At 45.3% G+C, this 15,434-nt stretch carries 10 protein-coding genes and 3 pseudogenes; 6 read left to right on the top strand and 7 right to left on the bottom strand.

The window, feature by feature from the left end:
* The first annotated feature begins 955 nt into the window (after positions 1–955).
* Positions 956–1,818: pseudogene (gene licT, locus O3W44_RS23760) on the top strand (BglG family transcription antiterminator LicT).
* Between the two features lie 57 nt (positions 1,819–1,875).
* Here licT and O3W44_RS23755 read toward each other — a convergent pair.
* The 4 genes and pseudogenes from O3W44_RS23755 to O3W44_RS23740 all read right to left on the bottom strand — a co-directional run bounded on the left by O3W44_RS23755 (position 1,876) and on the right by O3W44_RS23740 (position 7,995).
* A pseudogene (locus O3W44_RS23755) lies at positions 1,876–3,240 on the bottom strand (carbohydrate porin).
* Between the two features lie 99 nt (positions 3,241–3,339).
* Positions 3,340–4,733 (bottom strand): annotated as a pseudogene (locus O3W44_RS23750) (glycoside hydrolase family 1 protein).
* A 22-nt stretch (positions 4,734–4,755) separates the two neighbouring features.
* Positions 4,756–6,648 (bottom strand): PTS beta-glucoside transporter subunit IIABC, encoded by a 1,893-nt coding sequence (gene bglF / locus O3W44_RS23745; RefSeq protein WP_269295118.1) that lies wholly within the window; start codon positions 6,646–6,648, stop codon positions 4,756–4,758.
* 600 nt (positions 6,649–7,248) lie between these two features.
* On the bottom strand, positions 7,249–7,995 hold the full coding sequence (locus O3W44_RS23740; RefSeq protein WP_269295117.1) for an IclR family transcriptional regulator: 747 nt from the start codon (positions 7,993–7,995) through the stop codon (positions 7,249–7,251).
* A 251-nt stretch (positions 7,996–8,246) separates the two neighbouring features.
* Between O3W44_RS23740 and O3W44_RS23735 the strand changes: the two genes are divergently transcribed.
* Both O3W44_RS23735 and O3W44_RS23730 read left to right on the top strand, forming a co-directional pair.
* Complete coding sequence (locus O3W44_RS23735; protein WP_269295116.1) at positions 8,247–8,678, top strand: MFS transporter; 432 nt, start codon at positions 8,247–8,249, stop codon at positions 8,676–8,678.
* Between the two features lie 24 nt (positions 8,679–8,702).
* Positions 8,703–9,146: a hypothetical protein gene (locus tag O3W44_RS23730; RefSeq protein WP_269295114.1), complete on the top strand. Its 444-nt coding sequence runs from the start codon at positions 8,703–8,705 to the stop codon at positions 9,144–9,146.
* A gap of 647 nt (positions 9,147–9,793) precedes the next feature.
* Here O3W44_RS23730 and O3W44_RS23725 read toward each other — a convergent pair.
* The 3 genes from O3W44_RS23725 to O3W44_RS23715 all read right to left on the bottom strand — a co-directional run bounded on the left by O3W44_RS23725 (position 9,794) and on the right by O3W44_RS23715 (position 11,140).
* Positions 9,794–10,417 carry a DAPG hydrolase family protein gene (locus O3W44_RS23725; protein ID WP_269295113.1) on the bottom strand — a complete coding sequence of 208 codons (624 nt, stop codon included), beginning with the start codon at positions 10,415–10,417 and terminating at the stop codon, positions 9,794–9,796.
* Positions 10,418–10,533: 116 nt separating this feature from the next.
* Positions 10,534–10,800, bottom strand: a complete 267-nt coding sequence (locus tag O3W44_RS23720; protein ID WP_269295241.1) for a TetR-like C-terminal domain-containing protein — start codon at positions 10,798–10,800, stop codon at positions 10,534–10,536.
* Positions 10,801–10,861: 61 nt separating this feature from the next.
* The gene (locus tag O3W44_RS23715) at positions 10,862–11,140 is read right to left on the bottom strand and encodes a TetR/AcrR family transcriptional regulator (RefSeq protein ID WP_269295112.1); all 279 of its coding nucleotides are present in this window, start codon (positions 11,138–11,140) and stop codon (positions 10,862–10,864) included.
* 501 nt (positions 11,141–11,641) lie between these two features.
* Between O3W44_RS23715 and O3W44_RS23710 the strand changes: the two genes are divergently transcribed.
* The 3 genes from O3W44_RS23710 to O3W44_RS25255 all read left to right on the top strand — a co-directional run bounded on the left by O3W44_RS23710 (position 11,642) and on the right by O3W44_RS25255 (position 13,932).
* Positions 11,642–11,950 carry a hypothetical protein gene (locus O3W44_RS23710; protein WP_269295240.1) on the top strand — a complete coding sequence of 103 codons (309 nt, stop codon included), beginning with the start codon at positions 11,642–11,644 and terminating at the stop codon, positions 11,948–11,950.
* 331 nt (positions 11,951–12,281) lie between these two features.
* Entirely contained in the window at positions 12,282–12,875 is a 594-nt protein-coding gene (locus O3W44_RS23705) for a hypothetical protein (RefSeq protein WP_269295111.1), read from the top strand.
* Positions 12,876–13,644: 769 nt separating this feature from the next.
* Positions 13,645–13,932, top strand: a complete 288-nt coding sequence (locus O3W44_RS25255) for a TraX family protein (protein WP_442954699.1) — start codon at positions 13,645–13,647, stop codon at positions 13,930–13,932.
* Positions 13,933–15,434 lie beyond the last annotated feature (1,502 nt).

Here is a 15,434-nt window from a genome sequence, read left to right as displayed (position 1 = left end):
TGCCCTTCAAAAGAAGAAAGCTGTAGCCTGTGCGGCAAAAATGGTCATCAGCCGGGTCAGTCATGTGGTTCCTTGTCGCCGTAAGTGAAGCCGCCGTGCCGGCGCGCTGTGCTGAAATCTGGCGGGATTATCCCCTGACGATGCACTTTGCGTAAAGCTACTTTTTCAAATAGATATTTTAATAAGTAAAAAGCAACGTAGAGTGTTTAACTATCTTGTGCTTTATAAGCCAGACTGCAATCTCTATGAAGGCGTTACTACATGAAGTCCGCATGATTTCACTGGGATAAGGCGTTAAGGTTTACTTATGGTTGTCTGTTCTTCGTTTAAATTACATCTAACACATGTAAAAACAAGTTAGTCAGACTTTCATCGTCAACTATTCTTCAGTATATAATGAGCAACCATAAGAAATATGGAATGAAAGGAAGCGATTAACGTAAATTGAAATTTTTAATATAAATAACGGTTGTTTGCAGGAATATTTTATAAAATGGTTTGTCGTAGTAGGCTATTAAGCAGTTTATAATATTCTCTTGATGAAAATATAACCTTCTAAGAAGGCTTGGGCATTTTTTTCGTTGTGTAAAGATCGATATAAAAGGGAGTTAACCTGACTAGAAATATGTTCATTAAACTAACTGGGTAATTTCAAAGACATGTAAAGATGGCTCGTCATCCAGTCTTCAGTCACTATACGCAATGTTAAACGCTGCTGCCTCAAATTTCTGATTGTTGCAGAGCGACTAGTTATGAGATAACGGTTGTTACGAATGGTTTAGAAATGACTGAGACTTAATTTCCTCGCTAAACCCGTCACAGTTCAGTTGTATAAAGCTTGTAATCTACAGAAGATGTTATAAGGTTTCATGTTAGGATTGTTACTGCTTCTTGGCAGGCAAAACCTGGCTTCCGCCTCGCGGAGGGCCGGGTTTTTTTCATTTCAGGGGCTTCTATGAAAATCATCAAAATCTTAAACAATAACGTTGCCGTTGTACTGAATGATTCAGGCAAAGAAGAAGTCATCATGGGCAAGGGGATTTGCTTTCAGAAACGTACAGGTGATGAGATTGATCCTTCCTGCACTGAAAAATCATACTCTATACGCACTCAAGGGATTGTAGCGCAACTAAGCGATATGGTTTCCATTATCCCTGAAGAAGTTGTGACCACTTGCGTACTGATTATAGAACGAGCACGTAAAACGCTGGGCTGTAGCCTCCAGGATACTTTAATAATAGCTCTTAGCGATCATTGTCACTTTGCGATTGAACGCAGCCGGCAGGGCATCCCGCTGAAAAACAATCTTAAGTGGGAAATCAAAATGCTTTATCCAAGAGAATACGCCCCGGGATTAGTGGCATTGGATCTTATTAACAGCCGATTAGGGGTCAAACTTACTGACGATGAGGCTGGCTTTATAGCTTTTCATTTTGTAAATGCTCAATTAAACAGTGGTATGCCTGAAGTCGGGCACGTTTCACAGTTTATGCAAGAAGTACTAAACATCGTAAAATATACCCTCCGCATAGATTACGACACCGAGTCATTAAGCTATAACCGGTTTGTAAGTCACCTTAAATTTTTTGCACAGCGTATGCTAGGTAAAAAAGGGATACAGAATGATGATAACTCCTTGCATGATGCAGTTATGCAAAAGTATCCTAATGCCTACCAGTGTGCACAAAAATTAGTTTACATGTTCAGAGCCGTTACGGCTATGATTTGGCTAATGAAGAGAGAATGTTTCTCACTATCCATATAGAACGAGTAAGGCGCGATTTTGCTGGAACTCCTGTTCATGTCGACGATGTATGAAATCAATCGGCGTTAGGGTGACAAAGACGCGGACCTGAAAAGATCCGCGCGTATATATCAGAATCTGACTACGGTTTTGAGCCCAATAACCCATGCATCCTGTGTTTCACTTAATCCGCCCGGACGATGCCAGTATTGCAGACCAGGCTGCAAATCAAGCCATTCAATGGGCTTGAAACGATAATATAATTCTGCGTTCACCGAATGACCCGGTACTGGGCTATAAAGAGCATTACCATAATCGCTGACTCCTGCAATTTCGTTACGCATCTCTTGATTACGGGCATAGTGATTACTCATGTCAATGTAAGAAACACCAAATCCAATCCAGTCTTCCGGACGCACATCGAACATGCCACGATATCTTGCTGAAGCCGTAGTTACAATGTTATAAGGATTAGTGCGTTGGTCTGAATAACTCATACTCCATGAAATACTTAATCCTCTGTTTGAATTATCCAGATGGCGCGTTATTTGCTGGTTCATCCCTGCCCATAAAAAACCAGGTCCGATTGTAGCTTTTATATCCTTGAGGATCATTTAAGCCACTTTCTTGGGATTTGCCGCTGGAGAGATCAAACTGGTGAGCATTGGTGAACAAAACACCAACGTTATAAACCCCAGGAAGATTATTGACAAAGGTTTTGGCCTCTAATTCAACAGGAAGCAGGAAACCTTTACTGCCTTTTGTTGACCAGCTCCAGGCATGACTGCGTGAACTAGCATCAGGATTTTGTTCCATTATTCCTGTTTTCAGAGTAAGTTCATCCGTCAGTTTATAAGCAAAAGAAGTTCCCCAAGTATGAACGTTCCAGTTACTCCATAATAGTGAATTAGCCGACTGCCCACCACATTGAGAGAGCAGTTGGAAATCACAGGGAATTGACTGATCGAAAGTTTGTACTTTGTTCATTAGGCCGACCCGCCACAGTAGTCGCTGGTCATTGAAAGTCCGGCTAAACGTCAGCCATCCTAGGCGCGTTATCGACTGACCACCCCAACTTTCCTGAGAAAGATCATTAAACTGCACGCGCGGATCCTGAAGCCTTTTAGTTGTCAGCAAATCATTATGGTTGCGATTGACGATATTTCCTTCAATTGTGGCATCCGGAATGCCCGTAAATCGTTGCAAATCCTGAGTAAACGTTAGCGAGACTTGATCAATATATGCAGTATGTGAGTCGTGGTCATAACCGCCTCCAGCGTTGTTTGCCATTTGGCTTAAATAATTCAGATCGAAGTTAAATCCGTTACTATTTAATACAGGGCGAATACCCATCATATCGCCCAATAGTCCTTTTGAGGTGACTCAAAGCCCAGCACTGTACCATTCCACTGTAGCTCCTGAGCCTGAGTGTTACAGGACATTGTTAATATGCTAATACAAACTATTAGATATAAAAGAAACTTTTTATTCATTATTTCTTTCTCTTTATTTCAGGTAGGGTGTAACTCAGCCCGAATTAACGGGCTGTTTTATAGGGCAATAAAAGATTTGTATTTATGGATGTCTGAAAAAAATTATTTCAAAGACTCTCCGTGACTACGAATAACATCCTGGTACCAGTAAAAGCTCTTTTTCTGGTACGCGCGAGAGTGCCGTTACCATTGTTGTCTCGGTCGACGTAAATAAATCCATAGCGTTTGGAGATATCAGCCAGGGAGGCGCTGACCATATCTATAGGCCCCCAGCTGGTATAGCCCATTATTTCAACACCGTCTCTGATAGCTTCATATACCTGAATAAGATGGTCATTAAGATACTGAATACGGTAAACGTCATTGATATTGCCGCTCTCGTCGACAACATCTTTTGCCCCCAGTCCATTCTCTACGATGAATAAAGGTTTCTGATATCGGTCATAGAGCATATTGAGCAGGATTCGCATGCCCACTGGATCAATTTGCCAACCCCATTCTGACGCTGTTAAATGAGGGTTTTTAACCATTGAAAGAATGTTACCGCGTGCCTTTTCATTAAGTTCTTCATCAGAGGTCACACAGCCGGTCATATAATAGCTGAAGGAAATAAAATCTACGGTGTGTTTAAGGTCCTGTTTATCTTCTTCGGAAACATCAAGTACTACGTTACGCTCTTCAAAAAAACGTTCCATATATGATGGATAATAGCCACGAGACTGCACGTCACCAAAGAACAGCCATTCTTGTTTCTGGCGCTCGGTTTCCAGCACATCTTCTGGCCGGCAGGTCAAGGGATACATCAGCCCGCCGAGTAGCATATTCCCTATCTGCGCATCAGGAATAATTTCATGACATGCTTTAACCGCACGGGCGCTTGCAACCAGTTGGTGATGGATCGCCTGATAAATTGCCTGCTTACTGCTGTCCTCTGGGAGGCCAACCCCGGTGAAAGGAGCATGAAGTGACATATTAATTTCATTAAATGTCAGCCATAATTTCACTTTGTCTTTATAGCGGGTAAACACGGTTTTGGCATATCGTTCGAAAAATGCAATTAGTCGACGATCTGACCATCCATTATAATTCTCAACCAGTGAAAAGGGCATTTCATAGTGTGATAAAGTCACCATTGGCCGGATGTTATAGCGAGCCATTTCATCAAAAACGCGATCATAAAATGCCAGTCCTGCCTCGTTCGGTTCTTTGTCATCTCCGTTTGGGAAAATTCGCGTCCATGCAATCGAAATGCGCAGTACAGTGAATCCAAGTTCAGCAAAGAGTGCAATGTCTTCGGCATAGCGATGATAAAAATCAATCGCTATATCTTTAATGTTAAAATCTCCCACTGTACGCGGTGTCACTTCGCCGAAGATCCCTTTTGGCTGCATATCTGAAGTTGAAACACCTTTGCCATCTTCTAGCCATGCACCTTCAATTTGGTTAGCAGCGGTAGCACCGCCCCATAAAAAATTCTCTGGAAAACGAGTGTTCATTTTTTTCCTTTTACCTTGACATTTATTTGATAACGGTTAGTAACTTGCCACACTCAGAAACTGTTTGATTTGCCTGAACGATAACATCAGCCATTTCATCACTATTGGTTACGAGCACTGGGGTTGTAAGGTCGAATCCAGCAGCCTGAATAGCGGGAATATCGAATTCAAGCAGCAATTCACCCTCTTTAATTGGCTGGTCAGTTTTTACATGTGCAGTAAAATGAAGACCATCTAGTTTTACTGTGTCAATGCCTACATGGATTAGAATTTCAGTGCCGTTTTCAGCAGTTATCCCAATAGCGTGATTAGTTCGGAAAAGAGAGGAGACGACCCCTTTAACTGGCGACACGACCTGACCTCTTGTCGGCACTATGCCCACACCCTTGCCCAGGAGGCCACTTGCGAATGTCGGATCTTTGATATCCTCCAACCCGACTATAGTGCCTGTCATTGGACTCATAACCTGTAACTTTGAGAGACCCGAAAATGATTCAACCTCACTGGCTGTATCCGTTTTAGAGATGAGACTTTGGGCTGGTTCAGTAGTTGTCCGAGCTGGTAATCCAAACAGCCAGGTCACCAATGTTGAAAATACCAATGCAATTGCAGCCCCCGCAAAAGCTGCGGTTACTGAAGTGTCAGGACCTGTTAGCGGAATAACCTGGAAGAACGTAAATACGCTGGCGAAACCGAAAGAATAGGCAGTGGTTTGCCAGAACCCAAGCACGGCCGCGCCAAGAGCACCGCCAATACAGCCGATGATAAAAGGTCGACGGTGAGGTAATGTTACGCCGTAAACCGCTGGTTCGGTTATACCAAAGAGACTGGCTGTGAAGGCCGAACCTGAAAGCGCCTTAAGCTTTGTATCTCTTGACTTAAGGAATACGCCAAGCGTAGCGCCTGCCTGCCCCATGACTGCCGGCACTAATAAAGGCATCAGTGTGTCATGACCAAAATTTGCGAAATTGTTGATCATGACGGGTACCAGTCCCCAGTGAAGACCAAATATTACGCATACCTGCCAAAATGCACCCACAATGGCTCCGGCAATCATTGGGCTCATACCATATAGGCTAAGATAGCCTTCTGCGATAATTTTACTCATCCAAATTGAAGCTGGTCCGATGGCGAGAAAGGTCAACGGCGCAGTAATGACCAGACTTACGAAGGCTACGGAAAATGACCGAATGGCCGCTGGTATGAGCGGTTGACTATAACGCTCAATCAGGCTTGCAACCCATGCGGCAAATACAATGGGAATTACCGATGAGCTGTAATTCATTAATTCTAACGGCAGCCCAAGAAAACTCATTGATGTAGCTTCATCGGGCACTTTCAAAGCATTAGTAATAATTGGATGTACCAGCGCTGCGGCAATCGCCATGCTGACGGCCGGGTTCCCACCGAACTTTTTGGCTGCACTGAAGCCAAGAATAATTGGGAGAAAATAAAACAGTCCATCACTGGTGGCGTAAAATATTTTGTACGTACCATGACTTTGGTCGAGAAGGCCACAAACTACCGCGAGCGCCAGTAATCCCTTTAGCAGCCCTGTTGCGATGAGCGCACTAATTACCGGTGTGAATATTGCCGAAATGAGGTCAATAAACTTTGCAAACAAATTTTCTTTTTTACCCGAGGCATTTGAATCGATGTGTGAAGAGTGCTCGCGATTGGGTACCGCAATCAGTTTGTAGATTTCAGCAACCTGTCCACCTACAACAACCTGATACTGGCCGCCACTTTCAACAACCATAATCACACCGGGATTAGATTTCAGCTCTTCTGTATGGGTTTTTGAACTATCTTTGAGCTTAAAGCGAAGGCGCGTGGCACAATGCATAACACTCAGAATATTTTTTTCCCCTCCGACACACCTGATAATATCGTCAGCAAGCGATTGATATTTCATTATAAAACTCCCATATGATGCATCTTTTAAGGTGAACGCTGAATTTAGGCCAAAAAAACCTAAACCACACCCGTCGGCATTGAAAACGGGTGTGGTTTAGGTTTTGCCTGCACTGCAGTAACAATCCTGAACGGCGTTAACTATTCATACTCTGACTTCTGGTTACAAGTAGTTTCATAACTTAATTGCTTTTATGTGAACCTGATCATATCTGACACCAGCATACTGATAGTTAAAAGACATAGGCATCCGATCCTTTGTCTTTCTATTGACAATTTTACTGGCTACATATCATGGCGCTTTTATTCTAAAGACTCTTCGTTCAGTTGGTCCATGTCAGAAATCGGCTAACGCCGGAACGGCTTACGTGTTACCTGTTTTAATGGCTTTCCCGTCTGGGAGCCTTGAACACAGCTTTAAATGTATTGAAAATGCTTATCTTTAAAGGAATATTTATTTAATTTTCAATGTTAATGTTGAAACGATAAAGAAATAAAACATTATTCTCAATCCTGACAACATTATCATCCCTCAGACTTCATCTTCGAGACTTTAAGTAGAATATTATGCGTTTAAGTCACTAACTGATGACCAGCGTTTTTATGCCAGCATTGCTTCAATTTCTGCCTTGCATTGCATTAGCGAACCGAGCAAGTGATCAAATTTCTCATCAAACCGGAGTGCAGGTACCGCAATGGAAATGGCGTAATGCTCGCTAAGGCTGGCATCAATATAGACTCCAACTCCACAAACGCCACGCGCATGTTCTTCTCTATCAATAGCATAGTGCCGGGTACGAATTTCGCGAACGTCTTCGAGCACAGATGAAAGTGTTCGCAGAGTGTTATCAGTGCGGACATCAGGATGGTTGCCCAAGAGAGCTTTAATTTTTTCATCTGTCAGCATTGCCAGCATCGCCTTACCGTGAGCTGTGCAGTGACAGGGATAAGCAGTGCCGATTGGAGAGACGACGCGCAATTCTTGGTCAGACACAAACTGGTTGACTGATACCGCATAATTTCCTCGATATACACATAAATCAACGGTTTCTCGCGTGCGGCGACCGAGCGTTTCCATAGCGGGTCGGGAAAGTGTTATGACATCGGTATGTGCTGAAGCGGCAAGACGCGCAAGAGCGGGACCAAGCTGAACTCCTTCCAGACCAGAAATCAAAAGCTGCTGAGTTTCAAGCGAACTGACCAGACGATGCACTGTGGTTCGCGGTAAGCCTGTTTCTCGGGACAGTTGTGAGATTGTCATCCCTTTAGGCTGTGTTTCGAGGGCACGAAGAATAGTAGCCGCCCTGGCAATTACCTGAGATCCGTTATTATCTGCTTCGTTACTCATATCAAAATTCCAGGCTTACAAAGGAGTATCAGCATATCACTTTTATCCACATAGTGGATATGTTGAACAAGCATTCTAGTATGCTTTTTACCTATCTCCCGACTTTTATTTAACTACAAGTCGCTAAATACGGCGTTTCCCTGACAATAGGTTTACAGTCGAAAATTTGACATATACTCGGTAAGACTTGAGAATGTCATCCGTATATTGGTCATGTGTTCTAATTATTGGACGGTTGCTGGAGAGAAAATATGCAAGATTTAAAAAAGCCTGGGGCATTTACGCTTCTTGCTGTTGCCTGCCTCACTATTATGGTGGGATGCGTCATCGTTCCCGGATTGACTGAAGTCGCTGATAACCTGGGTACCCCATCGGCTGCAAGCTGGCTTGTAACCGTACCCTCCTTAGGAGTAGTCATTTTCGGGCCGCTAGCGGGACGCTTCATTGACAAGGCGGGCGCATACAGGGCTTTAAGCTGGGGGCTCTTCATGTATGGGCTGCTTGGAAGCGGAGGGGTATTTTTGAATGGACTGGTGCCCGTTATGCTTGACAGATTGCTGCTTGGCGGTGCCACGGCAGTCGTCATGTCAGCAGGCACAACCCTAATATCAACCTTTTACAGTGGTCATGCTCGTCTGAAAATGATTGCTTCGCAAGGAATGTCCATTGAACTGGGGGAGTGATTTTCTTGTTTATAGGTGGGCTGCTTGCAACACTTGGCTGGGGCTGGCCTTTTTATACTTTATCTGGTAGCCTGGCTTCTTCTGGCAATGCAGATTTTATTTATACCTGAGCCTTCGGCAGAACATAGTAAACCAGCAAGCGTTCAAGGCGAAAATATAGCGATAGAAGGTGCTGGTAAGCTTAAAATTGTGTATTTTGCAGCTGCTTTTTCAATGATATGTTTTTTTACTGGCGTTATCATTATTCCGCAGCATTTTCATAAAATGAGTATTGGAGCAGCTGAAACCGGTTATTTTCTGTCTTTTATCTCATTAGTCGCAGTGTTCGCCGCAGCGCTCATGCCTCGAATTGTTGCACGCATAGGTGAATACAGTACGCTTTATGCAGCTTTCATTTGCTACACCTGCGCCCACCTTCTCTTTTCTGCAGCCTCTGGCATCCCCCTTTTGTTACAGGTGGGGTACTGATGGGATGCGGTTTCGGGCTCTCTGTTCCGCTGGTTAACCATATGACCGTGGAGCAAAGCCATGCTCAAGTACGAGGCCGAAACCTTGCTTACCTTTCAATGGCTATCTTTTCAGGCCAATTTATGTCTTCATTCATGGAATTTATTCCCGGGAGTTCCTCAGTAGTATTTATAGGCGCAGGCCTGATAGGGATTATTGTGATCATTGCACTAATGTTTTTTCGCCGTAAGCACCGCGGCGCAATAGTCTGAAAGAAATTTTAGTGCTAAAAACTGAAAGGAGAGGAGGATTTTATAGTACTTACTCTTCCTTCAGTAAAGTAAAGGTAAAATGGATACCACTTCCTTTGTTATGTATCGCACTCCCTGTTTAACAGGTCGCTAATTACTCCATATAGCTGCATGTAGTTGGATTTTGGGGAGCCGGGATTGAACAAAAGGAAATAAATGAAATGCCCACGAGCCTTTTTAACGTATGTCATCAGTAACGACCAGGTCGCGTCGATGCCGCTCTAGCTATGGCTACTCGAGCAATTTGTAAAGTGGGTCATTTTGAACAATCGGAAAACTATGATGCGCTATATCCGGCATGTCGATGTACATGCCGGTGACGGATGACATTATATCGGGAAGCTATTCTCTGCGCCTTTACCAGTAATTGGGTGGCTCAACCGTTGCCGCATTTTCCCCGTAATATAGAGAAGGCAGTAAGCGGGACAGTGAAGTAAATTCACAATGTGCGTGCTGCATGAGACCTAGCCCAATTTCATCTGCAACTGGATTTGCGTCCGTGTTCGTTGTTTCTCCCAGAATAAAGCGTGACCGGAGTACACATCCCCAACCGGTATCACGTATTAGATGGATCATTCTTCCGTCTATCGGATCGCCTTTTCCGTCAAGAGTGATGCTTTGCCCAAAACCAATGCAGCCACATACGGCTGTAGATATCCATCGCTGCTCCCTGGCATACATCAGACGCTCAGTGCTGAAAAAATCTTCAGCGGCATGAAAGCGGATTTTTGCTGGTATCGGAGCTATTTTCGTTCCCAACCCTTCCTCAGCGTAAATCGTCGCGCCAATGTAATTCTGGCCTTTCTTCCAGTGGCTGTCCCAGCCGTAATGTGCTTTATGCTCACTCGGATGCCACCACTTCAAATGCTCGGTTGTGCTGAAAAATTTAAACCACCAGTCAAACATATCACCAGTGCATCCTGTCATGTCTGTTCTGGCTGCCACGACCAGACGACCATCTTTCAAACGTGAAATACCCATTTCAAGCGGTAAGGGGCCGGATTGAGTAGATCATCTATGGAAGGCAGATCCCAGTTTTGGTGTGTATCTTTCATGACGAATAACTCCAGATAAGCCATTATTAATCAAATCGCCGTTCAAGCCTGATGCTTGCGGGGAATTGCAGTAAACAGGTGTTGAATAAAGGGTGCGATGGTTTCTGTCTGGTCGAGATTGTCGGTGAGCAGGTGGAACCAGCTGAAACCGAAGGTGATTACCAGCATCAGCTCAATATCGGTATCGGCTGGCAACTCCTGTCTCCTGACGGCGGTCGCCAGAATTTGTCTGGGTAGAGCAAATCGGCGTGCCATAAACTGATCACGCAACAGTTCCATGTTTTCTTTTACGTTCTGTGATTCAGCAATAAAACTCGAAACGCGACCCCGCAGGAGGTGTTATGCCACAACTCCCAGAGCGTGCTGAGCATTAGAGAAATCGCTGACTGACCTCCAAATCCTCTGGAATGTGAATCGCACATGCGCTCTCAACCTCATAGACCTCTGCAATAAGCTGTGCCTTATTGGCCCACCACCGGTAAATGGTTGGCTTACTTGCTCCAGCCAGTCTGGCCACACCATCGATTGAAAAGCCGACATAGCCTTTTTCCGAAAGTAATGTTTTTGCTGCATCGATAATTGCCTGATGCGATGCCTCACTACGTACTGCTCCCGCTGAACGGCGAGATTTCGGGTTTTCATCACTCATAAATAATTCACGCTACTGGTTTTACACAGAATCAGGTCTGGCTTATTAATAAATGAAACGATACGGTTAGTATTGTTTTACTATAAATCATAATCCACAGAGATACCAGCCTAAGGAACATAAGCTGGCTCGCCGAACGCATTACCTGCGTACGCTCATTTCATCTTTTTTAAATGAAATAACAGTATGCAATTTAAACCAGGCATTACAAGCTATGGCACCAGCATTCCTCTCTGCCGATTGAATGTAGAGGACGTGGTCAGTGTCTGGAAGAACACTGAACTTTCCATCATTGGGTGTAAAATCACGTACCGTTTTACAATCAGATGAAAATACAATCACTCTGAGCACAGACGCCAGTCGACATGCGATGCGTCGGGCTGGTACAGATAAACTGGATGCAATCTATCTCGGTACCTGGACGAATCCTTATGATTCCCGCAGTTCTGCAGCAATCGTTCTGGAAATTCCTGGCACTGGACAACAGGCTTATGTGCGGACATCCAGTTTTCCGGCAAGTCAGGAACGTCAGCTATGCAGCTGAGTTTTGCCATGGTGAAAGCCGGTATGGCTCAGCACTCTTTGGCTATAGGCGCTGATACTATCAGCCGTCACACCGCGCCAGGTGACCTTACAGAGGCGTATACGGGTGCCGGCGCAGTAGTAGTGCTGTTTGACACAGACAAAGTGATAGCTGAAGTAGATGAAACGTTTTCGCTGCGGAAGATCCGGCCGCAAGGAAACTGCTATATCCGCTCTGGCATGAGCCTCGGATCCGATAAAACAATCCTGGCATCCATCGGCATCTAGAGCTGGCTTTTAAAGGCATGCTTGAAAAACAGGGCTAACAGCTGCTGACTTTCACCACGTCATTTTACAACAACCGACTATTGCCACACTACGTTCAACGTCTCACAGACTGGGCTCGGAAGGCTGGTGCACAATTAGCTTATTCCCGTTACGCATCCACTACGGTGACATCGGAGCTGCAAGCCGTTGCTGGGGCTGGCCAGAGTGCTGGAATAATGCAAAACCCGATGAGCGTATTTAATCGTTTCATATGGCTTCGGAGCAGGTATAGCGATGCTATCGCGTTAACAGTGACCGAAGAAATTCGATCTACCCCGACATCAGCACAGCGATGAACAGCAGCTGTCTACTATCCAATTTAGATTACGGCACCGCTGCAAATATGAGTTCAAATTTCTGCGCCCTGATTACGCCCTTACCGCTTACCCGCAAAAAAGGTTTTGCCATGACAGCTTCACGCCGCGTTGCGATAGTTGCTGCTGATCACACCCTGCCCGGGACCCGTCACCTGACGAAAACATTTAAAGAACCGGTTGTTAAGTCCGCCTACCGCGCCATTGCCCAGATCGACATCGAGCCCGTAAATTCAGAGATGCATTTGGCTATCGCGGAGAAGGTATTTCAGAATACGGCGGACTCAGCCCAACTCTTCAGATACCCCGGGCTGAGCCCGGTACCTTGCCTTATTACTGCGTCGAACTGTAACAGCAGTTCTGTTTCCTTCCAGACTGGCTGTCAAATGATTGAATCAGGCTATTTTGACATCGTTCTGGTGGGGGACGACAAAATGACTGACCACCTAATTATGCGGAATATATTGGCTCCAGTACTGAGTACGAATACGGCTATTTTTTGGTATTTTCTCATACGGGTGCCTTTGAGCCTGAACACAAATGAGTATTTCCGACTAATTAATTTTTTTTGATTTTAGAATGCGAACACCCTCATATTTTCTTAAATTGTAATAAGGAGACTATTTTATCCACTTATACGGATGATCCTAGTAATAGCTAATCCCGTTAAACATTGATCGCGGTTGCTTGCCTAACCTTCTTACATAATCAGCCTTTGTATAAAGCCAAAAGGCATGCCTGTACCTAATGTGAATCTTGTCAGACAAACCTTAGCCATAAATGACAACGCTACGTAAATTATGCTGGGCTGGGATCTCTGTCTCTTCAGAATTCACGTAGCGATCAGCTATGACAGAGTTCATTCATGAGCAGGGTGACATGGCACGAATCTGTTCTTTCGCATGGTCTCTGAACTGACGCTCAAATCCCAGCTGGAACCGACCTTAACATTTCCTGAGCCCGTCGTACTTCAGCAGCCGCAGTCTGCCTGTAGTGGCTTAAAATTCGACAACGTAACAAATACTCTGGGGTAGGGAATGTTATAGAAGAAGGACTTTCGCGCCGAAAGTTATTCTGAAGAAAAGATTGAGCCAGTGCGGTCTACAATAATGACTTTTTGAAAGTGCTGAATATCACATCATTTTATCAAGCCAGTTATCAAGCCAGCGCAACGCTTTCAGCGGCACGCCTTTTATATTGTCAGGTTCGTCAATAATCCTGAAAAAGCTACGCCATGTATTCTGCCCTGTCATCACTACGCACGTTGAGTGTATCTAATCTGCTGCGGGCGTTTACGCCGTTTCCAGACTGACGTGCTGAAAAACGCTGGCGCTGGCAGCTATGCTGGCCGATCACGTCAATACAGTACTTCTGCACGGCAGTCATTCATTGCTCTATGCCGCCGGGCGAATGGCTTTCCCGCTTTTCACTTGGTCTGGGCCGCTAATCTTCCGGCAGCGGGCACTATGCTGCAGCGGCAGGCGATGCGTTTATGGCTGGGGCTTTATCACCCAACCGGTGTTCTGCTCGATTTCTGCGGCAGCGGCTGGGTCGTGGCTGGCGCGAATATTCTGTTCCTGTTTGCTACGTGCACGCAGCTTTTATCCCGCAAGCCCGTTATGGCAATAAATGGCATTATGGCGGGTATTGCTCTGTTCTTTGCTTTGCCTGGCCTCTGACGCCCTTTTTGGGCTGTGGTCCAACAGTATGCTTTTGCTGGATGCGTGTGGCTGGATTTCGCTTCGCACCGCTTTCTGATTGTCGCTTTTCATGGCTTCGCCTGCTGCTGGCGCTGGTGGCTCAGCAGATTTACAGCACACCTTCATCAATGACTGATATCAAAACATCAATGTCGGTCTGGCGCGGCGCTGCTGTTTTTACCGGCTGCGATCGGTTTTGTCTCGGCAAATCCCAGAGTGCCGCGCCCGGCGCGTTCGGGCCAGCCGCTTTTTTATCATGCAGACGTCGGTCATTTATTGTTAATCGGCGTGCTGGCACTGCATCACTAACACTGCGTCAAACCTCTTTATTCCTCCGCCAGATCCACGCCGCCAGCCAATACGCTCCTCAGATAGCATTGAAAAGGTTATAAAATTTTTAGAGCAGAGGTCAAAATGGTATATTGCCAGCTTACAGTGAATCTAAGCTGTATGTAGGTTCGAGTGCATATTTGAGGAAGTTTTTTAATGAGTAAAACCGGAGCGAACTGAATAACGTTCGTACCTTACGTGCTCAGGCGCGCAATACGACACTAAGTATTTTGGAAGATAAGCAGTGCTGAGCATCGCGGTCAGTGAGCAGCGTGAAGTTGGCAGGCGACTGAAGCTGAAGCGCGAAAAGCTGAAAAACTCGCCCTGTATCGAGCTACTCGAAGATAACATTCTCCGGAAGAGTTGGTCAACGGAACACAATCAGTCGGGCCCTGTAAAATAAGCGCGCCCCGCCTGCAAAATACAAATACAGTGATGAAAACGGCACGCCAGACACTGGACCGGTCAGGGCTGAACCCCTCACCGATCAAAAGCAGCCTCCGAAAATGGCCAGTCACTGGACAGATTTTTGCGAAACTGAGCTGATATCGCCGGAATCGCTTAGCTCTCTGCATCTGGTTTCCGGTTTTATATTCGTTTTGCGCCTGGATCCTGCCTGCCAGTAGTCCGGAAATGCTCCTGTTCTAAAAAAAGCGGACAATAGGGGTCAGGATGCCTCGCCTGCTGCCAGCAATTCACATATTTCGGCGCAACTTTTTCAGGTTATTACAGTTCGCCAGCAGTGTGCAGTCTTGAAACTTTTATCTGAGATGCTGAAATTTCTCGCCTGTTGTGTTGGCAGAACTTATCCACAGAAAAAGTGGACAGCCTGTGTAAAAAGGGGCAATGCTCGTAGCAAAGGTAGCCAGATTCCCCCACAAAATCATTGCCTCCTGTAAGAGCTTTACAGGATCGGGTTGATTTTTAAAGATACTGGCTGAGCAGTGCATGCTTTGATCCGTCAGTGGTAAAATGGGTTAAGCATGTGTCCTGGATTATGTCAGCGATCATATGTTTCCTGTCTGATTCCGCTAATGACGCGAATAAAGCCTCGCGGTACAGCGCAATTTGCCGCTTTTCTGCTGTAAGCGTTAACATAAT

Origin of the sequence: Pantoea sp. LMR881 (assembly GCF_027157825.1) — a bacterium.
Classification (GTDB): domain Bacteria; phylum Pseudomonadota; class Gammaproteobacteria; order Enterobacterales; family Enterobacteriaceae; genus Pantoea; species Pantoea haifensis.
This window is presented reverse-complemented; position numbering and strand designations above follow the sequence as displayed.

Bases quoted from the DNA above. Each gene is read 5' to 3' on its own strand.
- bglF (WP_269295118.1), bottom strand. From the start codon at position 6,648: ATGAAATATCAATCGCTTGCTGACGATATTATCAGGTGTGTCGGAGGG.
- O3W44_RS23740 (WP_269295117.1), bottom strand. From the start codon at position 7,995: ATGAGTAACGAAGCAGATAATAACGGATCTCAGGTAATTGCCAGGGCG.
- O3W44_RS23735 (WP_269295116.1), top strand. From the start codon at position 8,247: ATGCAAGATTTAAAAAAGCCTGGGGCATTTACGCTTCTTGCTGTTGCC.
- O3W44_RS23725 (WP_269295113.1), bottom strand. From the start codon at position 10,417: ATGGGTATTTCACGTTTGAAAGATGGTCGTCTGGTCGTGGCAGCCAGA.
- O3W44_RS23715 (WP_269295112.1), bottom strand. From the start codon at position 11,140: ATGAGTGATGAAAACCCGAAATCTCGCCGTTCAGCGGGAGCAGTACGT.
- O3W44_RS23705 (WP_269295111.1), top strand. From the start codon at position 12,282: ATGAACAGCAGCTGTCTACTATCCAATTTAGATTACGGCACCGCTGCA.
- O3W44_RS25255 (WP_442954699.1), top strand. From the start codon at position 13,645: ATGCTGGCCGATCACGTCAATACAGTACTTCTGCACGGCAGTCATTCA.